Genomic DNA, 23,404 nt, shown 5'->3' on the forward strand with positions numbered 1-23,404 from the left:
TCCTCAGCTCAGACGCAGGCGGCTGGCGCCGACCAGCCAGCTATAGATCAGGTACAGCAGCACGGTGGCCAGCAGCAGTAGACCGCCCAGCGCGGTGGCCATGCCCCAGTTGATGCTGGTATTGGTGTAGAACGCCACGAAATAACTGACCATCTGGTCGTTCGGGCTGCCAAGCAGCGCCGGGGTGATGTAGTAGCCGATGGCCAGAATGAACACCAGCAAGCACCCTGCCCCTACCCCGGCATAGGTCTGCGGGAAGTACACCCGCCAGAAGCTCGCGAAGGGATGGCAGCCCAGCGAGATGGCCGCGCGCATGTAGCTCGGGGAGATGCCTTTCATCACGCTGTACAACGGCAGGATCATGAACGGCAGCAGGATGTGCACCATCGAGATGTACACGCCGGTACGGTTGAAGACCAGCTCCAGCGGCTGATCGATGATGCCCATGGCCATCAGCGCGCTGTTGATCAGCCCGCCTGACTGCAGCAGCACGATCCAGGCTGCCACCCGTACCAGAATCGAGGTCCAGAACGGCAGCAAAACCAGGATCATCAACAGGTTGCTCTGGCGTGTCGGCAGGTTGGCCAGCAGGTAAGCCAGCGGATAGGCCAGCACCAGGCAGATGGCGGTGATCACCACGCCCATCCACAGGGTGCGGGTGAAAATGTCCAGGTAGATAGCCTGGTCCGGCGTGGCCTTGGCCAACTCGCCCAGGTCGTCGATGCGGTGGTCCAGCGACGCCAGCAGGTAGAAGGGTGTCAGGGTACTGGTATTGCGGCGAATCGCCTGCCAATAGGCGGGGTCGCCCCAGCGCTCGTCCAGCGCCTGCAAGCCGTCCTTGTAGGAGGCAGGCTCGGTCTTGAAGGGCAGCGCCCGCGCGGTCTTGGCCAACAGGCTGCGGTAGCCGGCCAGCTCCATGTTCAAGCGCTTGGACAGGTCACCCAGGGTCTGGTTCTTGCGCGATTCGGCCAAGTCCTGGCTCAACGCCCTGTAGACGTCCTCGCCAGGCAAGCCCTTGCCATCCCACTGAGTGATGATATCGACCGTGCGCGGCAAGCCGGCGACCACTTCCGGGTTACCGACGCTCTTGTACAACAAGGCTGCGATCGGCACCAGAAACACCAGCAGCAAAAACAGCGCCAGGGGCGCGATCAGCGCCTGGGCCTTCCAGCGGTTGACCCGCTCGGCGTGTTTAAGGCGCTGTTTGAGATTGGGACCGGCGCCTTCGTTGAGGGGCACTGCAATGGCCATGGCGAACTCCACGATACACACTGAAAGAGGGGCCGCAGCGCAGCCCCTTGCACTGGACGTTTACTTCTTCGCCGCCCAGGCGTTGAAACGTTGCTCCAGCTGCTCGCTGTTGTCCGCCCAGAACGCCACGTCGATCTGCACCTGGTTGGCGATGTTCTCAGGCGTGGTCGGCATGTCTTTCTTGACCTCTTCGGACAGCAGGTCGACCGCCTTGCTGTTGGCCGGGCCATAGGCGATGTTTTCGGAATAGATCTTCTGCTGTTCAGGCTGCACGCTGAAGGCGATGAATTTTTTCGCCTCGTCGCTGTTCTTGGCGCCCTTGGGAATGGCCCAGGCATCGAAGTCATAGATGCCGCCGTTCCACACCACCTTCAGGTTGCTCTCCTTCTGCACCGCAGCGATGCGCCCGTTGTAGGCCGAACTCATGACCACGTCGCCCGAGGCAAGGTACTGCGGCGGCTGGGCGCCGGCTTCCCACCACTGGATGCTCGGCTTGAGCTGGTCGAGCTTCTTGAAGGCGCGGTCCACGCCCTCTTTGGTGCCCAGCACCTTGTACACGTCCTTGGGCGCCACACCATCGGCCATCAAAGCGAATTCCAGGGTGTACTTGGCACCTTTGCGCAGGCCGCGTTTGCCTGGGAATTTCTCGGTGTCCCAGAAATCAGCCCAGCTGCTCGGGGCGGTCTTGAGCTTGTCGGCGTTGTAGGCCAGCACCGTCGACCAGACGAAGAAGCCAACACCACAAGGCTGGATCGCGCCTGGCACGTAGTCGGCCTCATTGCCAAACAGCGCAGGGTCGAGCTCTTCGAACATGCCCTCGTCGCAGCCTCGGGCCAGTTCGGGTGATTCCACCTCGACCAGGTTCCAGGAGACGCTCTTGGTGTCGACCATGGCCTTGACCTTGGCCATTTCACCGTTGTACTCACCGGCGACGATCTTGCCCTTGCCGCCCTTTTCCCACGGCTCGTAGAACGCCTTGACCTGGGCGGCCTTGTTGGCGCCGCCGAACGAGACCACGGTCAGGTCCGCAGCCATGCTCTGGCCAGCGGCGAACAGCCCCAGGGCCAGGGCGGTCAGTTTCAACTGCTTGCGCATTATTATTCTCTCCACAGTTCAGGGTTGGTGCTGCAAACCATCAATGGGCTTCGGTGATCGGATCCAGTGCACGGGCGTGCTCCACTTCCCAACCCAGTGGCACCACATCGCCTACGGCCAAGGCCGGGTCGAGTTCGGCGATGGGCTGCTTCACGAAGAAGTCGGCCTTGCCACACACCTCCAGGCGGACGCGCACGTGGTCGCCCAGGTAGATGAATTCGGCCACACGGCCGGAAAAGCGGTTGGCGCAGTGCTCACTGTGGCCGTTGAGCCGTACCCGCTCCGGGCGGATCGACAGAGTCACCGCTTCGCCTGGCTGGCCCACGTTGACCGCCAAGGCTTCGACCCGCTCGCCACGCGCCAGCTGCACCTGGCAGCGGTTACCGTCATGGCTCAGCAAGGTGCCGTTGAGGCGGTTGTTCTCACCGATGAAGTTGGCGACGAACGTGTTGCTGGGCGCCTCATACAAGGTGCGAGGATCGGCAATCTGCTGAATTTCCCCTTGGTGGAACACCGCCACCCGATCGGACATGGTCAGCGCTTCGCCCTGATCGTGGGTCACGTACACCACGGTCACGCCCAGGCGCTGGTGGATGTGCTTGATCTCCATCTGCATGTGTTCGCGCAGTTGCTTGTCCAGCGCGCCCAGTGGCTCGTCCATCAACACCAACTGCGGCTCGAACACCAGCGCCCGCGCCAGGGCCACGCGCTGTTGCTGCCCACCGGACAATTGGCCCGGATATCGCTTGGCGAAGCTGTCGAGCTGAACCATGTTCAATACCCGTTTGACTCGCTCGGTGATATCGGTCTTGCTCAGGTTGCGCACGGTCAGCGGAAAGGCGAGGTTCTCGGCCACGGTCATGTGCGGGAACAAGGCGTAGTTCTGGAACACCATGCCGATATCGCGCTTGTGCGGGGGCACATTGTTGATGGAGCGACCGGCCAGCTGAATCTCCCCGGCTGTGGGGGTTTCGAAGCCGGCCAGCATCATCAGGCTGGTGGTCTTGCCGGACCCGGAAGGCCCTAGCAGGGTGAGGAACTCGCCCTTGCGGATGTCGAGGTTGAGGTTCTTGACGATCAGCGACTCGCCGTCGTAGCTCTTCTGCACACCACGGAAGCTGACCAGCGTTTCGCCGGTGGCAGCGTTCGACTTCGCCTCGCTCATGCCTGCACCTTATTGTTGGATGACTGCGTGAGGCAAAGCGTAGAAGAGCCGCATCCCACCGGAAATCGGGCGCCCAGAGAGAATGCCATCGTCCGGATGGAAGATTTGTTGTAGGGAACGCCCTACAAGCATGGCGCTTTCAGAACACAAGCCCACACAGTTTGAGGCGTTCGACCGTCAGTCCTTGAGCGCACGACCGCGCCCATGCAAGCGCCGGCGCTGCGTGCGTGCCGGCAGCCTTGGTCTACGCACCGGCTCACGACAGCGATGGCACGGCCCTGAATGTCGCAATCAGATCAGCTTGTGCTCCATCGCATACTTGACCAGCTCGGCCAGCGAATTCACTTTCAGCTTCTGCATCAAGCGCGCCTTGTGGGTGCTGATGGTCTTGCTCGATAACGCCAGTTGCTGGGCGATGTCATTGACGTTGGCGCCTTGGGCCAGGCGTTCGAACACCGAAAATTCTCGTTCCGACAGCAAGGTGTGCAACGGCCTGGATTCGGTCAGGCCCACTTCGAAGACCATGCGGTCGGCCAGCGCCGGATCGATGTAACGCCCGCCCCCAGCTACCCGACGTATCGCCGCCAGCAACAAGGCCGGGTCGCTGTCCTTGGTCGCGTACCCAGCCGCGCCGGCCTTCAGGGCGCGGGCCGCCATCTGCGCCTCATCGTGCATCGACAGCATCAGGATCGCAGGCGCATCGTGCAGGGCACGGATGCGCGGGATCGCTTCCAGGCCACTCACGCCCGGCATCGAAATATCCAGCAGCACCACGTCACACCGGGTGTGCCGCAGGCTATCGAGCAACTGCTCGCCGTTTGCGGCTTCCCCTACCACCTGCATGTCCTTCGCCAGCCCGATCAACTGCTTGATCCCCTCCCGGACAATGGTGTGGTCCTCGGCCACCAGCACTCGAATCACGTTCGCTCCTCCTGCTCCAGGGCAATGGCTACGCTCAAGCGCGTGCCGTCGCCGGGCTCACTGTGCAGCACCATGCTGCCGCCCATCATCAATACCCGCTCGCGCATCCCGACCAGGCCAAAGGAGCTGGGGCGCGGCTGGTCGGGGCAGAAACCCTGCCCGTCATCACTGACCGTCATGCGCAAATGCCCGGCCTCGCGCACCAGCTCGATTTCCACGCTGTGCGCCTGGGCGTGGCGCATCACATTGGTGAGCGCTTCCTGAAGGATACGGAAAAGGCCCGTTGCCCGGGCGTCGCTCAATGCCGGCAGCTGGTCAGGAACCTGCACCAGGCAAGGAATCTGGGTGCGCGCCTCGAAGCGTCGGGCTTGCCACTCGATGGCCGAGGCAATCCCCGCATCCAGAATGGGCGGGCGCAGCGCGGTGGCGACATCGCGTACCAGCTGAAACAGCTGGCTGATCAGACGCTTCATGGTCGTCAGCCGCTCATTGAGGCCGGGGTCCAGTTCGGCAAAGGCCAGTTCGCACATGGACACTTCGAGTTTGAGCACGGTCAGCATCTGGCCCAACTCATCGTGCACCTCGCGGGCGATTCGGGCTTTTTCCTCCTCGCGCACGCTTTCCAGGTGCGCCGAAAGTTCGCGCAGTTGCTCCTGGGAACGGGCCAGGGCCTGCTCGGCGCGCTTGCCCTGGGTGATGTCCCAGACCACCCCATCCCAGACCAGTTGGCCATTACCCAGGCGCCGGGTGCTGGCCTTGATGTCGGCCCAGCGTTGCTCGCCCTGACGCGTCAGGATGCGCCCCTGCCAGGCCCAGTCCTGCTCATTGGCCAGCGCCAGGTCCTGCACCCGGTGATAATCGGCGCGGTCGTCGGGGTGCACCAGGTTGCGCAGCCCCATCTGTGGGTGCTGGATCTCGCCAGGCGTATAACCCACCAATGCCTCACTCCCCTCGCTGACATAGGGAAATTCAAGCCCCTTTTCAGCCGGGTCCCGCTCCAGGCGAAACACCAACCCTGGCACGTTGCCAGCGATCCCCTTGAGGCGTGCCTCGCTTTCGCGCAAGGCAGCCGTGGCGCGATGGCGCTCGGTGACATCAGCCATGTACACCACCAGGTATTCGGCATCGCGAAATCGCAGGAAACTCAATGACAGCTCCACCGGCAGCAGGCAACCGTCAGCACGCAGGCATCGGGTTTCGAACTGCCCGGCACCGCTGTCGCCTGAACGCGCGCCTTTCCACAGGTCCAGCCAGCGTTCCATGCTCAGCGAGGGTTCGAAGTCTCCCAAAGGCCTTTCCAGCAAGGCGCCTTCGCCATAGCCCAGCATGCGCTCAGCGGCCGGGTTGGCATAGCGCACATGGCTGTCCCAATTGACCCACAGAATACCCACGGTGCTCTGATCGATGGCGAACTGACTCAGGCGCGAGGCTTCATCGCGCGCATGCCGCTCTACCAGTCGCTCACGGGTGGCCAACAGGCTGCGCTCCAGCTGACTCTGCTGGCGGCGCTGCCATACCAAGGTGATCAATGCGCAGATCAGCAACAGCCCCAGCAACAAGGCCAGGTTTTGCCAGAACCCTGGCGACTCGCTGATCCTGGAGTACCTGGGCTGCAACCAGCGCTGATGCAGCTGTTCCAGTTCCTTGGCCGGCAATGCCTGCAAGCCACGCTCCAACACCTCGGCCAACCGTGGCCAGTCTGGCCGAGAACCCATGCGCAGCAGTTGCGGCAGGCCGATATCCCCCACGACCGCCAGTTCGCTGAACTCGCTTTCACGGGACAGGCGACTCAGTTGGGCCTCGTCCAGGACGGCATAGCTGGCCTGCCCTCCGACCACCAGTTGCAAGGCTTCACGGTCGTTCGGCACTCCCTGCAGGTTCAGGTTGCCGTAGTTGGCACGCAGGTAGTTGGCCAGTGCCCCTGGCATGCGCACGGCCACGCGCTGGGCTGCGTCCAGTTTCTCCAGCTCAACGCCCAGCGCCGCGTTGCGTGGCCCAACGATCAGCTGCGGCACGCGCATGTAGGGGTCGCTGAACAACCACAGGCGCAACGTGGCCGGTGTCTGAGTCAAGCCTGGTGCGAAGTCGATCTCCCCTGCCTGCAAGGCCCGTTCGAGACTGGCCTGGTCTGGATAGTGGCGCCACGTGAGGTCCAGATGCAGCACTTTGGCCAGGCTGCTTACCAGCTCCACGTTAGCGCCGTACAGTTGCTGCAGGCGGCGGTCGAACTGGGCATAGGGGGCTTGCAGTACCAACCCAACGCGCAGGCTGCGGTGGGTGTCGAGCCACTGTTGCTGCGTCGGCTCCAGCGCGACCTCTGGCACCGCCTCAGGCCTTGCCACGGCCATCAGCGGCAGCCACAGGCAGCCGATCATCAACAGGCGATGCAATCGCTTCATCTACACGTTCGTCCACACAGGGGCGGCCATCGACCGTGGCCGTAACGGGCAAATACCATTACGCTGCCGGTATCATTCTTGCCTTGGGTTGAGACATGTTCACACTCTATCGCACGACGCTGGCAATGTGCTGCCTGGTCTCGCTCCTTCCTGTGGCTGCGCTGGCTGACGACGCACCGGCGACCCCGCCTGAGAAAGCGCCGGCAGCCACCGAAGCTGCGCCCTCGCGCCCGCCCCTGATCGAGCGCAGCCAGGAGGACGCCCAGGCACTCGAACGCCGCGTGCCCAAGGCCGAGCAGCAAACCCTGCAAGCCGGTACTGACAGTTTCCTTGCGTTGTGGAAGGCCGCCAACGACAGCGACCCACAGGGCGCGGTGATCATCGTGCCGGGTGCTGGCGAAACGGCAGACTGGCCCAACGCCGTGGGCCCGCTGCGCCAGAAATTTCCGGATGTGGGCTGGCACAGCCTGAGCGTGAGCCTGCCTGACCTGCTGCTCGACAGCCCATTGGCACGTGTGGAAACCAAGCCTGCCACCGCGCCTGCTCAGGCCGATGGGCAAACGGCGCCTGCCAAGGACGAACCTGCCGACGCCAACGCCAACGTGGCGCAAGCCACCGCTGCCGAGCCCGAAGCGGCTCAAGGCACCGACGCCGAAGCTGCCAGCCAGCAGGCCGACCCTGCCGATGCCGAGCGCATTTTCGCCCGCCTGGACGCCGCCGTCGCGTTCGCCCAGCAACACAATGCTCGCAGTATCGTGTTGATCGGTCATGGCAGCGGCGCCTACTGGGCAGCCCGTTACCTGAGCGAAAAGCAGCCGCCAGAGGTGCAGAAGCTGGTCATGGTGGCCGCCCAGACCCCTGCCCGCGTCGAGCATGACCTGGAAAGCCTGACGCCTACCCTGAAAGTGCCCACGGCCGACATCTACTACGTGACCCGCAGCGCAGACCGTAACGCTGCGATGCAGCGCCTGCAGACCAGCAAGCGGCAGAAAGACAGTCAATACCGCCAGTTGTCCCTGATCGCCATGCCGGGCAATCAGGCCGCCGACCAGGAACAGTTGTTTCGTCGCGTGCGGGGCTGGATGCAGCCCTGATTTCGCAGGCAGGGCAGGATCACTGCCGGCGCTCGGTGCCGGCTAGAGATCCCGGCGCTTACGGATCAGCGCGTAGGCCTGGTGCAGCTCGCGAGTTCGCTCGGTGGCTTCGCGCAGCTGCGCCTCGCTGGCGCCAGTGCCGGCCAGCTTGTCCGGGTGATGACGACTGACCAGTCGGCGATAAGCCTGTTTGACAAGTGCGCCGTCGGTATCGGTGTCCACGCCAAGCAGGCGCATCGCTGCCGCATAGGTCATGCCGACCCCTGCCATGCCAGCCGTTCGACGAGGTTCGTACTCCTGGGACATGGCCTGCACCTGGCGCCGGCTCATGCCCAGTTTGTGTCCCCAGTCCAGCAGCAGCTCACGCTCCTTGTTGCCCATCTTGCCGTCGGCCCAGACCATGCGCCAGCTGGCGCGCAAGGTGCCTTCGGCCGCATGAGGCTGCTGGCGGATCCGGCGCAGATAGCTGCCCAACCGTTCCTTGCCACCCTTGCCCCGATTGAAAGCATCGATCGCCCGCAACCTGGCCGCTTCATCCAGGTTCAGCCGGGCCATTTCCTGCCGAGCCTGCTGGATATGCTGCTCGACCACACGCCCATCGCTTTTGGCCAGGCGCCCCAGCAGCACAAACAGCAATTCTTCGTCCCTTGGCGCCGGACGCCCGCCTAACCGCTCGCGCACATCGTCCCAGCCTTGCAGGCGCAGGTGACGGTCCATCATCTGCCCCAGCAGTGCACCGAGCAGGGCACCCGGAATGCTGGCGATGGCAAACCCTGCCCCAGCCCCGATCAACGTGCCTGGCCACCACATCTCAGCGCTGCTCGCCCAGCAGACGCTCGGCCTCGGCCAGGCGCTCGACGGTACCCACATCGACCCAGTGCCCGGCAAAATGCTCACCGCTCACCTGGCCGCTGGCCATGGCCTGGCGCAGCAAGGGCGCCAACTTGAAGGCGCCAGGTGTGCAGCCTTCGAACAACGCCGGATGCAACACCGAGATACCGCTGAAGGTCAACGTGCCGGGTGCACCGTCCCCATCGACCACCTGAGTGCCGGCCAGGCGAAAATCGCCTAGGCCGTGATGCCCGGGGTTGTCCACCAGCACCAGGTGAGCCAACCCTTGCAGCGGCGCCTGTAGATGGGAGAAATCGTACTCGGTCCAGATATCACCGTTGATCAGCAGGAACGGCGCATCTCCCAGCAAGGGCAAGGCCTTGAAAATACCGCCTCCGGTCTCCAGCGGCTCGCCTTCCGGGGAATAGGCGATACGCAGGCCGTAACGGCTGCCATCGCCCAGGTGGTCCTCGATCTGCTGACCCAGCCAGGCGTGGTTGATCACCACGTCGGTGACCCCTGTCGCCGCAAGCGCCATCAGGTGGTATTCGATCAGCGGGCGCCCCGCCAGCGGTATCAGCGGCTTGGGCGTGTGCAGGGTCAGCGGGCGCATGCGCTCGCCTTTGCCTGCTGCCAGAATCATCGCCTTCATGCACGCGCTCCTGCTTGCAGGCCAGCGATCAGCTCGCCCAGCTCGGCAAGCTCCGGCCGCCGGCCGATCACTTCTTCTATATAGGCGAAGAAGCGCGGTACGTCGGCCAGATAACGCGGTTTGCCATCACGGTGGCAGATACGGGCGAAGATACCGATCACCTTCAGGTGGCGCTGTACCCCCATCAAGTCGCTGGCACGCTGGAAGGCTTCGAACGTGGCCTGCACTGGAACACCGGCGGCCTTGGCCTTGTGCCAATAGTCGTGCAGCCAACCTTCGACCCTCGCTTGCGGCCAACTGAGGAACGCATCCTTGAACAGGCAGGTGATGTCGTAGGTGACCGGGCCGTAAACGGCATCCTGGAAATCCAGCACGCCGGGGTTAGGGTCGCTCTGCATCAGGTTGCGCGGCATGAAGTCGCGGTGTACCAGCACCTGCGGCTGGGCCAGGGCGCTGTCGATCAGCAACTGGCTGCATCGCTGCCACGCCGCTGCCTGCGCCTCGTCGAACGCCAGGCCAAGCGCATGCTTCACGTACCACTGGGGGAACAGTTCCACCTCCCGGCGCAGCAGTGCTTCGTCATAGCGGGGCAACGGTGCATCCATGGGCAGCGCCTGCAAGGCCAGCAGGGCATCGATGGCATCGGCGAACAGGGCATCGGCATTGTCGGCGTCGATGACATCCAGGTAGGTCTGGCGGCCCAGGTCGCCCAGCAACAGGAAACCGCGTTCAAGGTCCTGGCCATGGATCAGCGGCACATGCACACCACCACCGGCAAGCAGGTGATCGATGGCGACGAACGGTCGGCAATCTTCCTGTGGCGGCGGTGCATCCATGATCACGAAACTGTGCCCTGCGCCTTCCCAGCGAAAATAACGGCGAAAGCTCGCATCGCTGCTGGCAGGCGTCAGGCCGCCGGCCGGCACCGGGCCCCAAGCCTGGCGCAGGAAAAGGTCTTGGAGTTGCTGGTCGAGCCACGCGGACAGTTGCTGCAGGCGTACATCGTGTTCAGGCATTACAAGGGTCTCCGACGGCCCTAGCCGTCAAGCGGGTCATGCTTTATTATCCAGCATCTTTTTCAGACCATCGAGAGGCGTGCGGCCCCACACGCGGGCAGATGGCACGCAGGAAGCCCGGACTAATAAGATGGCATTGAAATCCCCCGCGTTTCGTAGAAAGTTTCCGTTGCTCGTCACCGGCAGTCTGCTGGCCCTGCAACCTCTGGCCATGTCGCACGTCATGGCAGCCGAACAATTCGACTGCCAAGTGTCCGCCTCCGGTGGTTGGGACTGCAAGCCCAAAACCGCCGTCACCAACCTGCCACCGCGCCCGGTGCACGAGGGTGCCGCCGCTGCTGGCGGTACCGGCACCGAAGCGACGGGTGAAGCCGAGGCCGACCGGCCGATGCTGGTCACCGAGGCCAAGGGCCGTGGGCTGAAGTCGCGCAGCGAGGACTACAGCCACCTGGACTGGGTCCCGCGTGACAAGCTGACCGCCGCGCAGCTGGCCGAAACCGGCCCGTACTGCGGCGGTGCCTATGTCGAGCCGCTGCGCCCCGGCATGGCGGACACCACGCCCAAGGACGAGTCGCCGACCTACATCAACGCCAAGGTATCCAAGTACCAACAGGAGCAGCAGATTGCGACCCTGGCCGGTGACGTGGTCATGCGCCAGGGCAGCATGCAGGCCCAGGCCGACGAGGCCAACCTGTATCAGGCCGAGAACCGTGGCGAGCTCAAGGGCAACGTCAAGATCCGTGACAACGGCTCGCTGGTCGTCGGTGACCAGGCGCAGATCCAGCTCGACACCGGCGAAGCCCAGGTCGACAACGCCGAATACGTGATGCACAAGTCGCACATTCGCGGCAGTGCCCTGTACGCCAAGCGCGGTGAGAACGCCATCATCCGCCTCAAGGACGGTACGTACACCACCTGCGAACCGGGCAGCAACGCCTGGCAGCTCAAGGGCAACAACATCACCCTCAACCCGGCCACCGGGTTCGGCACTGCCACCAACGTCACGCTGCGGGTCAAGGATTTCCCGGTGTTCTACACACCGTACATCTACTTCCCGATCGACGACCGCCGCCAGTCCGGCTTCCTGCCGCCGTCGTTCAGCACCAGCAGCGACACTGGCTTCATGCTGGTCACCCCGTACTACTTCAACCTGGCGCCCAACTACGACGCCACGTTGTACCCGCGCTACATGACCAAGCGTGGCCTGTTGATGGAAGGCGAGTTCCGCTACCTGACGCCTTCGAGCGAAGGCCAGTTCGGCGGCGCCTACCTCAACGACAAGAGCGACGAGCGCAAGGACCAGACCGACTACAAAGACCAGCGCTACATGGTCAACTGGCAGCACAAGGGTGGCCTGAACGAGCGCCTGATGACCGAGGTGAACTACACCGACATCAGCGACCCGTTCTACTTCCAGGACCTTGAGTCGGACCAGATCGGCGTCGAGAACAAGGACTTCCTCGATCAGCAGGGCGCCCTGACCTATCGCGGCGACAGCTACACCGCGCGGTTGAACGTGCATGCCTACGAGGCAGCGACCATCTCGCAGATCACGCCTTACGACCGCCTGCCGCAGATCACCCTCAACGGTGTGCTGCCGTACCAGCCGGGCGGCCTGACCATGGCCTACGAAACCGAAGCGGCGCGCTTCGATCGTGACCTGAAGAACGGCCCGGTGTTCGACAAGGACGGTAATCTGGATCTCACCGCTGGCGCCGACGGTCGTCGTCTGGACCAGAACATCCAGGGTATCGAACGGGCCAACGGCACGCGCCTCAACGTAGCGCCATCGATCAGCTACCCCATGCAGGCCAGCTATGGCTACCTGACGCCGAAGCTGAAGTATGCCTACACCCAGTACGATCTTGACCTCGATAGCCAAGGCAAGGCTGACGCTGTTCGCCTTGCCAACGCCAACCCTGGTGCCTATGGCAGCTACAGCAGCTCGGTCAACCGCAGCGTCCCGATCTTCAGCGTGGACAGCGGCCTGTACTTCGACCGCAACACCTCGCTGTTCGGCAACAACTACAAGCAGACCCTCGAGCCGCGCCTGTACTACCTGAACGTTCCCTACAAGGATCAGAAGGACATCCCGCTGTTCGACACCGGTGAGACGCTGTTCAGCTATGACTCGCTGTTCCGTGACAACCGCTTCAGCGGTAGCGACCGCATCGGCGACGAGAACAAGCTCTCGCTGGGCGTGACCACCCGCTGGATCGAAGACAATGGCTTCGAGCGCCAGAACTTCAGCATCGGCCAGGCCTACTACTTCAAGGACCGCAAGGTCCAGTTGCCGGGCCTCGACTACCGTGACCGCCAGGACTCGCAGTCGGACGTCTCGCCGTACGCGCTGGTGTACAACTACTACTTCAACCGCGACTGGCGCTTCAATTCGGACTTCAACTGGGACCCGGACAGTCACAGCACCCGCTCGGGCAGTGCAATGTTCCACTACCAGCCTGAAGACAACCCGAACAAGATCGTCAACCTCGGTTATCGCTACCGTAACGACACCATCGCCTACGACTCGGCCACCGGTACGTGGAAAGTGGGTGGTGGCGACTACGGCACCCCGGGTAGCCCGAACTACATCAAGGACTACTACAAGATCCAGCAGCACGACTTCTCGGTCATCTGGCCGATCGTCCCGCAGTGGAGCGTCATCGCTCGCTGGCAGCATGACTACAACCGTAACCGCACCCTGGAAGCCATGGGCGGTTTCGAGTACGACAACTGCTGCTGGAAGCTGCGCTTGATCAACCGTTACTGGCTCGACTTCGACGACTTCAGCCAGGCACTGCCGCAGAACGAAAAAGGCGACCATGGTGTATTCCTGCAGGTCGTTCTCAAGGGCCTCGGCGGCGTCGTTGGCAACAAGGTCGAATCCTTCCTCGGCCAAGGCATTCAAGGTTACCGTGAACGTGAAGAACAAGCTTATTGATCGACTGCGCCCAGTGCTGCTGGGCGTCGCTTTGCTGAGTGGCGCGGTGCATGCCGCGGTGCAACCGCTTGATCGGGTGGTGGCCATCGTCGACAACGACGTGGTCATGCAAAGCCAACTGGACCAGCGCGTGCGGGAAGTTCAGCAGACCATCGCCAAGCGCGGCGGCAGCGTGCCGCCCAGCGGCGCCCTGCAGCAGCAGGTGCTGGAACGCCTGATCGTCGAAAACCTGCAGCTGCAGATCGGCGAGCGCTCGGGCATCCGCATCACCGACGAGGAGCTGAACCAGGCGATCGGCACCATTGCCCAGCGCAACGGCATGTCCATCGACCAGTTCCGCGCGGCCCTGGCCCATGACGGCCTGTCGTTCGACGATGCTCGCGAGCAGGTCAAGCGCGAGATGATCATCAGCCGCGTGCGTCAACGCCGGGTGGCCGAGCGCATCCAGGTGTCGGAGCAGGAAGTGAAGAACTTCCTGAATTCGGACATGGGCAAGATGCAGATGTCCGAAGAATACCGCCTGGCCAACATCCTGATCCCAACCCCGGAAGCGGCCAACTCCAGCGACATCCAGAAGGCTGCGCGCAAAGTGGGCGATGTCTACCAGCAGCTCAAGCAAGGTGCGGACTTCGGTCAGATGGCAATCGCCAACTCGGCCAGTGAGAACGCGCTCGAAGGCGGCGAGATGGGCTGGCGCAAAGCTGGTCAACTGCCTCCGGACTTTGCCAAGATGCTGAGCAGCATGCCGGTGGGTGAAATTACCCAGCCCATTCGCATCCCCAACGGCTTCATCATCCTCAAGCTTGAGGAAAAGCGTGGTGGCAGCGAGAACGTGCTGCGCGATGAGGTGCACGTGCGCCACATCCTGATCAAGCCAAGTGAAGTGCGCAGCGAAGCCGCCACTCAGCAACTGGCTGAAAAGATCTACGAGCGCATCGAAAACGGTGAAGACTTTGCCACCCTGGCCAAGAGCTTCTCGGAAGATCCGGGCTCGGCGCTCAACGGCGGTGACCTCAACTGGGTAGACCCGAACACCCTGGTGCCGGAGTTCCGCGAGCAGATGGCCAACGCCCAGCAAGGCGTGGTGACCAAGCCGTTCAAGACCCAATATGGCTGGCACGTGATGGAAGTGCTGGGCCGCCGCGCTACCGACAGCACCGAACAGGCCCGTGAACAGCAAGCCCTGAGTGTGCTGCGCAACCGCAAGTACGACGAAGAGCTGCAGACCTGGCTGCGCCAGATCCGCGACGAAGCCTACGTTGAAATCAAGCTGCCTGGCGCTGACCAGGCTGCTCAGTGAAGCCCCTGCGCTTCGCCGTCACACCCGGCGAGCCGGCGGGGATAGGGCCTGACCTATGCCTGCTGCTCGCTGCCGACGCCCAGCCCCACCCTCTGATTGCCATCTCCAGCCGTGACCTGCTCGCCGAGCGGGCCACCCAGCTGGGGCTGGACGTTAGCTTGCTGTCTGTCATGCCAGGGCAATGGCCGAGCCAACCGGCACCCGCCGGCAGCCTGTATGTGTGGGACACGCCGCTGTCTGCCCCAGTGGTGGCTGGTCAGCTGGACCAGGCCAATGCGCCATTCGTGTTGCAGACCTTGACCCGTGCCGGACAAGGCTGCCTGGACGGCCATTTCGACGGCATGATCACAGCGCCCGTGCACAAGGGCGTCATCAACGAAAGCGGTATTCCTTTTTCGGGGCATACCGAATTTCTGGCTGAGCTGACCCATACCGCCCAAGTGGTAATGATGCTGGCCACCCACGGCCTGCGCGTCGCCCTGGTCACCACCCACCTGCCGCTGCGTGACATCGCCGAGGCCATTACTGCCGAGCGCATCGAGCGCGTGACACGCATTCTGCATGCCGACATGCGCGACAAATTCGGCATCGCCAACCCTCGCATCCTGGTATGCGGCCTGAACCCCCATGCGGGCGAAGGTGGCCACCTGGGCCGCGAGGAAATCGACATCATCGAGCCTACCCTGACCCGTCTACGTGCCGAAGGCATGGACCTGCGCGGGCCACTGCCGGCCGATACCCTGTTTACCCCCAAATATCTGGAGCACTGCGACGCGGTGCTGGCGATGTACCACGACCAAGGGCTCCCCGTCCTCAAGTACAAGGGCTTCGGCGCTGCGGTCAACGTCACGCTGGGCCTGCCGATCATCCGTACCTCGGTTGATCATGGCACGGCCCTGGACCTGGCCGGCACCGGCAAGGTCGATACCGGCAGCCTGCGCGTTGCCCTGGACACCGCCTACCAGATGGCCGAGAACCGACCATGAACGAGCAATACCAACACCGGGCGCGCAAGCGTTTCGGGCAGAACTTCCTGCACGATGCAGGCATCATCGACCGCATCCTGCGTGCCATCAATGCCAAGCCAGGCGAGCATTTGCTTGAAATCGGCCCCGGCCAGGGCGCATTGACCGAAGGCCTGCTGGGCAGCGGCGCGCAACTGGATGTAGTGGAGCTGGACAAGGACCTGGTGCCGATCCTGCAGCACAAGTTTGCAGGCAGCGGCAATTTCCGCCTGCACCAAGGCGACGCCCTGAAGTTCGACTTCAACCAGCTGGGGGTACCGGCACGTAGCCTCAAGGTGGTGGGCAACCTGCCCTACAACATCTCCACCCCGCTGATCTTCCACCTGCTCAGCCACGCCGGCCTGATCCGCGACATGCACTTCATGCTGCAGAAGGAAGTGGTCGAGCGCATGGCCGCAGGGCCTGGGGGCGGTGATTGGGGTCGGCTGTCGATCATGGTCCAGTACCACTGCCGCGTCGAACACTTGTTCAACGTAGGCCCCGGCGCGTTCAACCCGCCGCCGAAAGTGGACTCGGCCATCGTCCGGCTGGTGCCGCACGACGTGCTGCCTCATCCGGCCAAGGACCCGCAGTTGCTTGAGCGGGTGGTGCGCGATGCGTTCAACCAACGTCGCAAGACCCTGCGCAATACCCTTAAAGGCTTGCTCGACAGCGCCGCCATCGAGGCCGCTGGGGTGGATGGTAGCCTGCGCCCCGAGCAACTGGACCTGGCGGCTTTCGTGCGCCTGGCCGACCAGTTGGCTGATCAGACGGCCTGACCGTCCCCCTGCCCCGCTGAACGCAGTCAGCACCTGCAAGCAGATCGCCGCCCCGATGCCCGGCGCCTGCTTGCGGGTCAGTCCGCCAGCGCACGTGCCCATCGCGCCGCTGGCCCTCTCCCCTCCCTATGGCCTAGACTGCATCATTGCGTCAGTTCCCAAGGCCCTTGCATGACCGACCCTCGCTATCAGATCGACGTCAGCGTCGTGACCCGTTACCTCAAAGAACAATCCGACCCCGAGAGCAGCCGTTTCGCTTTCGCCTATACCATCACCATCCATAACCATGGCTCGCTCAAAGCCAGGCTGCTGTCCCGGCACTGGCTGATCACCAACGGTGATGGTGAGGTCGAAGAGGTGCAAGGCTCTGGCGTGGTTGGTCAACAACCTACGATCGAGCCGGGCCAGAGCCACACCTACAGCAGTGGCGCCGTCATCACCACCCGCGTGGGAACCATGCAGGGGAGCTACGAGATGTTCGCCGAAGACGGCAAGCGCTTCGACGCACAGATCGCGCCGTTCCGCCTGGCAGTACCTGGGGCGCTGCACTGATGGCCACGTACGCCGTCGGTGACTTGCAAGGTTGCCTGCAGCCGCTCAAATGCCTGCTTGAACGTGTGCGCTTCGACCCGGCGGTGGATCAGCTGTGGCTGGTTGGCGACCTGGTGAACCGTGGGCCTGAGTCGCTCGAGACGCTGCGCTACCTGTATTCGATTCGCCAGTCGCTGACCTGCGTGCTGGGCAACCATGATCTGCACTTGCTTGCGGCCTGGCGCAACGTCGAACGCCTCAAGAAGAGCGACACGCTGCGTGAAATCATCGAGGCACCTGACGCCGACCAACTGCTCGACTGGCTGCGCCAGCAAAAGCTGCTGCATTACGATGAACCGCGCGGCATCGCCTTGGTACACGCGGGCATTCCGCCGCAATGGACACTGGGCAAAGCCCTGGAGCTGGCTGGCGAAGTCGAACAAGTACTGCGCGATGACAGCCGTCTGCCGCTGTACCTGGACGGCATGTATGGCAACGAGCCCGCCAAGTGGAGCAAGAACTTGGCGGGTGTCGCACGCCTGCGGGTCATTACCAATTACCTGACGCGCATGCGCTTCTGCACCGCAGAAGGCAAACTCGAATTCAAGAGCAAGGAAGGGCTGGACAGCGCACCCAAAGGGTACAAGCCCTGGTTCGCCCACAAAGGCCGGCGTTCTCGCCACGTGACGATCATATTCGGGCATTGGGCCGCCTTGCAGGGCCAGGTCAAGGAACCCGGCGTCATCGCGCTGGACACTGGCTGCGTATGGGGCGGGTCCATGACCTTGTACAACGTCGATAACGGCCAGTACCACCATTGCGATTGTGCCGATGACGGCACACTGCGCCCTGCGGCGCCAACTTCAACCCTCAACGATCAACCCGGAACAGAGCCAACCCCATGAGCGAATTCAAGCGCATCCCCCCCGAACAGGCCCTGGCCCTGCGTGCGCAAGGTGCCGTCGTGGTCGACATTCGTGACCCGCAGGCTTACGCAGCAGGTCACATCACCGGTGCCCGCCACCTGGACAACCATTCGGTCGCCGACTTCATTCGCAATGCCGACCTGGACGCACCGACGCTGGTCGTCTGCTACCACGGCAATTCGAGCCAAAGCGCGGCTGCCTACCTGGTAGGGCAAGGCTTTTCCGACGTCTACAGCGTCGATGGTGGCTTTGAGCTGTGGCGCTCCACCTACCCTGCCGAAACCGCCCAAGGCACTGAAGAATAAATTTTTCATCGTCACTGCAGCCCGCGCCATGTGCGGGCTTGAGACCGTTCTGACGAACGGTCGCTGGCAACTTCCGTCACCCACGCCCTTGACCTTGCCGATTACCAACTATCCTTAAGCGCAGGCCATCCGGAAAAAGGGGAGAGCCGGTACACCGGCGTGCGGGTCATCGGTAGCGCTATAGGGTGTTTGGGGGGTATATGGCAATCGGCAGTGCCGCTTGCATGCCAGCATCAGCTGACTGATCCGGCGTCGTCTCAACGTATCGAGCGAGGTGACGTCATGAGTATTTTTAGCCACTTCCAACAACGCTTCGAGTCCACGCGCCAGGAAGAACTCTCGCTGCAGGAGTACCTGGAACTGTGCAAGGAGGATCGTAGCGCCTACGCATCGGCATCCGAGCGCCTGTTGCTGGCCATCGGTGAGCCAGAGCTGATCGACACCTCTACCAACTCCAGGCTGTCGCGCATCTTTTCCAACAAGGTCATCCGGCGCTACCCGGCCTTTGCCGACTTCCATGGCATGGAAGAGTGCATCGACCAGATCGTGTCGTACTTCCGCCATGCCGCCCAAGGCCTGGAAGAGAAGAAACAGATTCTGTACCTGCTCGGCCCCGTGGGTGGCGGCAAATCCTCCCTGGCCGAAAAGCTCAAGCAACTCATGGAACGGGTGCCTTTCTACGCCATCAAGGGGTCGCCGGTCTTCGAATCACCGCTAGGGTTGTTCAACGCCACTGAAGACGGGGCCATCCTCGAGGAAGAATACGGCATCTCGCGGCGCTACCTGAACACCATCATGTCGCCGTGGGCCACCAAGCGCTTGCAGGAATTCGGCGGCGATATCAGCAAGTTCAAGGTGGTCAAGCTCTATCCGTCCATCCTCAACCAGATTGCCATCGCCAAGACCGAGCCTGGCGACGAGAACAACCAGGACATCTCTGCGCTCGTGGGCAAGGTGGATATCCGCAAGCTCGAAGAATTCCCGCAGAACGACGCCGACGCCTACAGCTATTCAGGCGCGCTTTGCCGCGCCAACCAGGGCCTGATGGAATTCGTCGAGATGTTCAAGGCGCCCATCAAGGTGCTCCACCCACTGCTGACCGCCACCCAGGAAGGCAACTACAACAGTACGGAAGGTTTGGGCGCCATCCCCTATTCCGGGATCCTGCTGGCGCACTCCAACGAATCCGAATGGCACACCTTCCGTAACAACAAGAACAACGAAGCCTTCATCGACCGTATCTACATCGTGAAGGTACCGTACTGCCTGCGGGTCAGCGACGAGATCCGTATCTACGACAAGTTGTTGGTCAACAGTTCGCTGTCCAAGGCCCACTGTGCCCCGGACACGTTGAAAATGCTGGCTCAGTTCACCGTCCTTTCGCGCCTCAAGGAGCCTGACAACTCCAACATCTATTCGAAGATGCGGGTGTATGACGGTGAAAACCTCAAGGACACCGATCCCAAAGCCAAGTCCATCCAGGAATACCGCGACTCGGCCGGCGTCGATGAAGGCATGAACGGCCTGTCGACCCGCTTCGCCTTCAAGATCCTGTCTAAGGTGTTCAACTTCGACCCCCATGAGGTGGCGGCCAACCCGGTGCACCTGCTGTACGTGCTTGAACAGCAGATCGAGCAGGAACAATTCCCGGCCGAGGTACGCGAACGCTACCTGCGCTACCTGAAAGAATACCTCGCCCCCCGGTACATCGAGTTCATCGGCAAGGAAATCCAGACGGCTTATCTGGAGTCCTACAGCGAGTACGGCCAGAACATCTTCGACCGTTATGTGCTGTATGCCGACTTCTGGATCCAGGACCAGGAATACCGCGACCCGGAAACCGGCGAGATTCTCAACCGCATCGCCCTGAACGAAGAGCTGGAGAAGATCGAGAAACCGGCGGGTATCAGCAACCCCAAAGATTTCCGCAACGAGATCGTCAACTTCGTACTGCGCGCCCGTGCCAACAACAATGGCAAGAACCCAAGCTGGCTCAGCTACGAGAAGCTGCGGGTGGTGATCGAGAAGAAAATGTTCTCCAACACCGAAGACTTGCTGCCCGTCATCAGCTTCAACGCCAAGGCCAGCAAAGAGGATCAACAGAAACACAACGACTTCGTCACGCGCATGGTGGAGCGTGGCTACACCGACAAGCAGGTGCGTCTGCTGTCGGAATGGTACCTGCGGGTCAGGAAATCGCAATAAAGCGGCAAGCGACAAGCCGCAGGCTTCACGCTGGCCGGCGCCGGGCACCCGTTCGGCGCCAGTGCCCGCAGCTGCGGCGGCTGCTCTTTCTTGCAGCTTGAAGCTTATGGCTTGCAGCTGCTCCCCGCAGGAGGAACCATGAGCTACGTTATCGACCGACGCCTGAATGGCAAGAACAAGAGCACGGTCAACCGCCAGCGCTTTTTGCGCAGGTACCGTGATCACATCAAGAAGGCCGTGGAAGAAGCGGTCAGTCGCCGTTCCATCACGGATATGGAGCACGGCGAACAGATCAGCATCCCTGGCCGTGATATCGACGAGCCGGTGCTGCACCATGGCCGTGGCGGCAAGCAGACCGTCGTACACCCGGGTAACAAGGAATTCACTGCAGGTGAGCATATTCCCCGTCCGCAGGGTGGCGGCGGCGGCAGTGGCCGTGGCAAGGCCGGCAACGCCGGTGACGGCATGGACGACTTCGTCTTCCAGATCACCCAGGAGGAGTTCCTCGAGTTCATGTTCGAGGACCTGGAGTTGCCAAACCTGGTCAAGCGTCACCTGACCGGTGCAGACACCTTCAAGAATGTGCGCGCAGGTATTGCAAGCGAGGGTAACCCGTCACGCATCAATATCGTACGTACGCTGCGCTCGGCCCATGCCCGGCGGATCGCATTGACCGGCAGCAGCCGTGCCCTGCTTCGCGAAGCCCAGAAAGAACTTGCCCGCCTGCGCGTCGAGGAGCCTGACAACTTCACCGACATCCAGGAAATCGAGCAGGAGATCGAGCGGCTGAAGGCGCGTATCAACCGTCTGCCCTTCCTCGACACCTTCGACCTCAAGTACAACTTGCTGGTGAAACAACCGAACCCCAGTTCAAAGGCGGTCATGTTCTGCCTGATGGACGTCTCGGGTTCGATGACCCAGGCCACCAAGGACATTGCCAAGCGCTTCTTCATCCTGCTGTATCTGTTCCTCAAGCGTAACTACGACCGGATCGAAGTCGTGTTCATACGGCACCACACCAGCGCGCGCGAAGTGGATGAGGAGGAGTTCTTCTACAGTCGCGAAACCGGCGGCACCATCGTTTCCAGTGCCTTGAAGCTGATGCAGGAAATCATGGCCGAACGCTACCCGGCCAGTGACTGGAACATCTACGCGGCCCAGGCCTCGGACGGCGACAACTGGAACGACGACTCACCCATCTGCCGCGACATCCTCACCCGGCAGATCATGCCGCACGTTCAGTACTACACTTACGTGGAAATCACCCCACGTGAACATCAGGCGCTCTGGTACGAGTACGAACGTATCGGCAATGCCTTCCCCGACACGTTCGCGCAGCAGCAATTGGTATCGGCCGGCGATATCTACCCGGTCTTCCGTGAACTCTTCCAGCGCAGGTTAGCCACATGACCGCCAGAGCACAGAGACGCCAGCCCATCTCCACCGGCTCAGAGTGGACGTTCGACCTGATCCGGACCTACGACCGGGAAATCGGCCGCCTGGCCGAACGTTACGCCCTGGACACCTACCCCAACCAGATCGAGGTGATCACCGCCGAGCAGATGATGGATGCCTACGCCTCGGTCGGAATGCCGCTGGGTTATCACCACTGGTCTTACGGCAAGCAGTTCCTCAGTACCGAGAAATCCTACAGCCGCGGGCAAATGGGGCTTGCCTACGAAATCGTCATCAACTCTGACCCCTGCATCGCCTACCTCATGGAAGAGAACACCATGTGCATGCAGGCCCTGGTGATCGCTCATGCCTGCTACGGGCACAACAGTTTCTTCAAGGGCAATTACCTGTTCCGCACCTGGACCGATGCCAGCTCCATCATCGATTACCTGGTGTTTGCCAAGCAGTACATCGCCCAGTGCGAGGAACGTCACGGGATCGATGCGGTGGAAGACCTCATCGACTCTTGCCACGCTCTGATGAACTACGGGGTGGACCGCTACAAGCGCCCCTACCCCATTTCCGCCGAGGAAGAACGTCGCCGCCAGAAGGACCGGGAGGAGCACCTCCAACGGCAGATCAACGACCTATGGCGCACCATTCCCAAAAGTGCCGACAAGGCCAGTGAGCGGGACGACATGCGTTTCCCCGCCGAACCCCAGGAAAACATCCTCTACTTCATCGAGAAGAACGCGCCACTGCTCGAACCCTGGCAGCGCGAGGTGGTGCGTATCGTGCGCAAGATCGCCCAGTATTTCTATCCGCAGCGCCAGACACAGGTGATGAACGAGGGCTGGGCGACCTTCTGGCACTACACGCTGATGAACGATCTGTATGACGAGGGGCTGATCACCGAAGGCTTCATGATGGAGTTCCTTCAGTCCCATACCAGCGTGGTCTTCCAGCCAGGTTTCGATAGCCCCTATTACAACGGTATCAATCCATACGCACTGGGCTTTGCCATGTACACCGACATTCGGCGCATATGCGAGGCACCCACGGAGGAAGATCGCCATTGGTTCCCCGACATTGCCGGCAGCGACTGGCTTTCGACCCTCAAGTTCGCCATGAGCAGCTTCAAGGACGAGAGTTTCATCCTTCAGTACCTGTCGCCCAAGGTGATGCGTGATCTGAAACTGTTCAGCATCCTGGACGATGACCAGCGGGACGAGCTTTACGTGCCTGCCATACACGATGATGCGGGTTATCGCACCATCCGTGAACAACTGGCTGCCCAATACAACCTCGGCAATCGCGAGCCGAACGTGCAGATATGGAGTGTTGATCGTCGCGGAGATCGCTCACTGACGCTTCGTCACCAGCAACACAACCGCAAGCCCTTGGGGAGTTCGACCGAAGAGGTGCTCAAACACCTGCATCGGTTGTGGGGGTTCGATATTCACCTGGAGACCGTGCAAGGCGACCAGGTGATGAAAACCCATCATATGCCGCCCCGTGGCGAGCACGGCGAAGGCTCCGACTACGGACGCCTGGACATGGCGGTCATTCACCACCTGTGATGCGCCCCCTGGCG

Annotated in this window: 19 protein-coding genes; 11 read left to right on the forward strand and 8 right to left on the reverse strand. The window is 62.1% G+C overall.

Annotated elements, in window-relative coordinates; all coding sequences use genetic code 11:
- Positions 1-3 precede the first annotated feature (3 nt).
- The 5 genes from NMB38_RS19750 to NMB38_RS19770 form a co-directional block, all read right to left on the reverse strand.
- A complete protein-coding gene (locus tag NMB38_RS19750) occupies positions 4-1,251 on the reverse strand; it encodes an ABC transporter permease (protein WP_028686614.1) in 1,248 nt (415 codons plus the stop codon).
- A 60-nt stretch (positions 1,252-1,311) separates the two neighbouring features.
- The gene (locus NMB38_RS19755) at positions 1,312-2,346 is read right to left on the reverse strand and encodes an ABC transporter substrate-binding protein (RefSeq protein ID WP_028686615.1); all 1,035 of its coding nucleotides are present in this window, start codon (positions 2,344-2,346) and stop codon (positions 1,312-1,314) included.
- 40 nt (positions 2,347-2,386) lie between these two features.
- Complete coding sequence (locus NMB38_RS19760; protein WP_027913638.1) at positions 2,387-3,511, reverse strand: ABC transporter ATP-binding protein; 1,125 nt, start codon at positions 3,509-3,511, stop codon at positions 2,387-2,389.
- Between the two features lie 291 nt (positions 3,512-3,802).
- Complete coding sequence (locus NMB38_RS19765) at positions 3,803-4,432, reverse strand: response regulator (RefSeq protein WP_058603047.1); 630 nt, start codon at positions 4,430-4,432, stop codon at positions 3,803-3,805.
- Positions 4,429-6,831, reverse strand: a complete 2,403-nt coding sequence (locus tag NMB38_RS19770; protein WP_104926573.1) for a PAS domain-containing sensor histidine kinase — start codon at positions 6,829-6,831, stop codon at positions 4,429-4,431. Before NMB38_RS19770 ends, NMB38_RS19765 begins: the two co-directional genes overlap by 4 nt.
- A gap of 95 nt (positions 6,832-6,926) precedes the next feature.
- On the opposite strand from NMB38_RS19770, the gene NMB38_RS19775 reads away from it, so the two are divergent.
- Positions 6,927-7,925, forward strand: coding sequence for an alpha/beta hydrolase family protein (locus NMB38_RS19775; protein ID WP_132578179.1), 999 nt, complete (start codon positions 6,927-6,929; stop codon positions 7,923-7,925).
- A 42-nt stretch (positions 7,926-7,967) separates the two neighbouring features.
- Here the strand turns inward: NMB38_RS19775 and djlA are convergent, their stop codons facing one another.
- The 3 genes from djlA to NMB38_RS19790 are packed head-to-tail and all read right to left on the reverse strand — an operon-like array spanning position 7,968 to position 10,424.
- Positions 7,968-8,735 (reverse strand): co-chaperone DjlA, encoded by a 768-nt coding sequence (gene djlA, locus NMB38_RS19780; protein ID WP_027913634.1) that lies wholly within the window; start codon positions 8,733-8,735, stop codon positions 7,968-7,970.
- 1 nt (position 8,736) lies between these two features.
- A complete protein-coding gene (gene murU / locus NMB38_RS19785; RefSeq protein WP_027913633.1) occupies positions 8,737-9,408 on the reverse strand; it encodes an N-acetylmuramate alpha-1-phosphate uridylyltransferase MurU in 672 nt (223 codons plus the stop codon).
- A complete protein-coding gene (locus NMB38_RS19790; RefSeq protein ID WP_028686618.1) occupies positions 9,405-10,424 on the reverse strand; it encodes an aminoglycoside phosphotransferase family protein in 1,020 nt (339 codons plus the stop codon). The genes murU and NMB38_RS19790 overlap by 4 nt, the downstream gene beginning before the upstream one ends.
- 130 nt (positions 10,425-10,554) lie before the next feature.
- On the opposite strand from NMB38_RS19790, the gene NMB38_RS19795 reads away from it, so the two are divergent.
- The 10 genes from NMB38_RS19795 (at position 10,555) to NMB38_RS19840 (ending at position 23,390) form a co-directional block, all read left to right on the forward strand.
- Positions 10,555-13,365 carry an LPS-assembly protein LptD gene (locus NMB38_RS19795; protein WP_027913631.1) on the forward strand — a complete coding sequence of 937 codons (2,811 nt, stop codon included), beginning with the start codon at positions 10,555-10,557 and terminating at the stop codon, positions 13,363-13,365.
- The gene (surA, locus tag NMB38_RS19800; RefSeq protein ID WP_027913630.1) at positions 13,346-14,665 is read left to right on the forward strand and encodes a peptidylprolyl isomerase SurA; all 1,320 of its coding nucleotides are present in this window, start codon (positions 13,346-13,348) and stop codon (positions 14,663-14,665) included. The genes NMB38_RS19795 and surA overlap by 20 nt, the downstream gene beginning before the upstream one ends.
- A complete protein-coding gene (gene pdxA, locus NMB38_RS19805) occupies positions 14,662-15,651 on the forward strand; it encodes a 4-hydroxythreonine-4-phosphate dehydrogenase PdxA (RefSeq protein WP_027913629.1) in 990 nt (329 codons plus the stop codon). The genes surA and pdxA overlap by 4 nt, the downstream gene beginning before the upstream one ends.
- A complete protein-coding gene (gene rsmA / locus NMB38_RS19810; protein ID WP_028686619.1) occupies positions 15,648-16,448 on the forward strand; it encodes a 16S rRNA (adenine(1518)-N(6)/adenine(1519)-N(6))-dimethyltransferase RsmA in 801 nt (266 codons plus the stop codon). The genes pdxA and rsmA overlap by 4 nt, the downstream gene beginning before the upstream one ends.
- Before the next feature lie 171 nt (positions 16,449-16,619).
- Positions 16,620-17,000: a Co2+/Mg2+ efflux facilitator ApaG/CorD gene (gene apaG, locus NMB38_RS19815; RefSeq protein ID WP_023532682.1), complete on the forward strand. Its 381-nt coding sequence runs from the start codon at positions 16,620-16,622 to the stop codon at positions 16,998-17,000.
- Positions 17,000-17,884, forward strand: a complete 885-nt coding sequence (locus NMB38_RS19820) for a symmetrical bis(5'-nucleosyl)-tetraphosphatase (RefSeq protein ID WP_027913627.1) — start codon at positions 17,000-17,002, stop codon at positions 17,882-17,884. The genes apaG and NMB38_RS19820 overlap by 1 nt, the downstream gene beginning before the upstream one ends.
- Positions 17,881-18,210: a thiosulfate sulfurtransferase GlpE gene (gene glpE, locus NMB38_RS19825; RefSeq protein WP_023532468.1), complete on the forward strand. Its 330-nt coding sequence runs from the start codon at positions 17,881-17,883 to the stop codon at positions 18,208-18,210. Before NMB38_RS19820 ends, glpE begins: the two co-directional genes overlap by 4 nt.
- Positions 18,211-18,492: 282 nt before the next feature.
- Positions 18,493-20,415: a PrkA family serine protein kinase gene (locus NMB38_RS19830; RefSeq protein WP_027913626.1), complete on the forward strand. Its 1,923-nt coding sequence runs from the start codon at positions 18,493-18,495 to the stop codon at positions 20,413-20,415.
- Between the two features lie 138 nt (positions 20,416-20,553).
- On the forward strand, positions 20,554-21,825 hold the full coding sequence (locus NMB38_RS19835) for a YeaH/YhbH family protein (protein WP_027913625.1): 1,272 nt from the start codon (positions 20,554-20,556) through the stop codon (positions 21,823-21,825).
- Positions 21,822-23,390 carry a SpoVR family protein gene (locus tag NMB38_RS19840; RefSeq protein WP_027913624.1) on the forward strand — a complete coding sequence of 523 codons (1,569 nt, stop codon included), beginning with the start codon at positions 21,822-21,824 and terminating at the stop codon, positions 23,388-23,390. The genes NMB38_RS19835 and NMB38_RS19840 overlap by 4 nt, the downstream gene beginning before the upstream one ends.
- Positions 23,391-23,404 lie beyond the last annotated feature (14 nt).

The sequence above is a fragment of the Pseudomonas sp. FBCC-B35 genome, from assembly GCF_059133755.1.

Bases quoted from the DNA above. Each gene is read 5' to 3' on its own strand.
- glpE (WP_023532468.1), top strand. From the start codon at position 17,881: ATGAGCGAATTCAAGCGCATCCCCCCCGAACAGGCCCTGGCCCTGCGT.
- apaG (WP_023532682.1), top strand. From the start codon at position 16,620: ATGACCGACCCTCGCTATCAGATCGACGTCAGCGTCGTGACCCGTTAC.
- NMB38_RS19795 (WP_027913631.1), top strand. From the start codon at position 10,555: ATGGCATTGAAATCCCCCGCGTTTCGTAGAAAGTTTCCGTTGCTCGTC.
- NMB38_RS19820 (WP_027913627.1), top strand. From the start codon at position 17,000: ATGGCCACGTACGCCGTCGGTGACTTGCAAGGTTGCCTGCAGCCGCTC.
- rsmA (WP_028686619.1), top strand. From the start codon at position 15,648: ATGAACGAGCAATACCAACACCGGGCGCGCAAGCGTTTCGGGCAGAAC.
- murU (WP_027913633.1), bottom strand. From the start codon at position 9,408: ATGAAGGCGATGATTCTGGCAGCAGGCAAAGGCGAGCGCATGCGCCCG.
- NMB38_RS19830 (WP_027913626.1), top strand. From the start codon at position 18,493: ATGAGTATTTTTAGCCACTTCCAACAACGCTTCGAGTCCACGCGCCAG.
- NMB38_RS19755 (WP_028686615.1), bottom strand. From the start codon at position 2,346: ATGCGCAAGCAGTTGAAACTGACCGCCCTGGCCCTGGGGCTGTTCGCC.
- NMB38_RS19840 (WP_027913624.1), top strand. From the start codon at position 21,822: ATGACCGCCAGAGCACAGAGACGCCAGCCCATCTCCACCGGCTCAGAG.
- NMB38_RS19775 (WP_132578179.1), top strand. From the start codon at position 6,927: ATGTTCACACTCTATCGCACGACGCTGGCAATGTGCTGCCTGGTCTCG.
- NMB38_RS19790 (WP_028686618.1), bottom strand. From the start codon at position 10,424: ATGCCTGAACACGATGTACGCCTGCAGCAACTGTCCGCGTGGCTCGAC.
- NMB38_RS19750 (WP_028686614.1), bottom strand. From the start codon at position 1,251: ATGGCCATTGCAGTGCCCCTCAACGAAGGCGCCGGTCCCAATCTCAAA.
- NMB38_RS19760 (WP_027913638.1), bottom strand. From the start codon at position 3,511: ATGAGCGAGGCGAAGTCGAACGCTGCCACCGGCGAAACGCTGGTCAGC.
- NMB38_RS19770 (WP_104926573.1), bottom strand. From the start codon at position 6,831: ATGAAGCGATTGCATCGCCTGTTGATGATCGGCTGCCTGTGGCTGCCG.
- NMB38_RS19835 (WP_027913625.1), top strand. From the start codon at position 20,554: ATGAGCTACGTTATCGACCGACGCCTGAATGGCAAGAACAAGAGCACG.
- djlA (WP_027913634.1), bottom strand. From the start codon at position 8,735: ATGTGGTGGCCAGGCACGTTGATCGGGGCTGGGGCAGGGTTTGCCATC.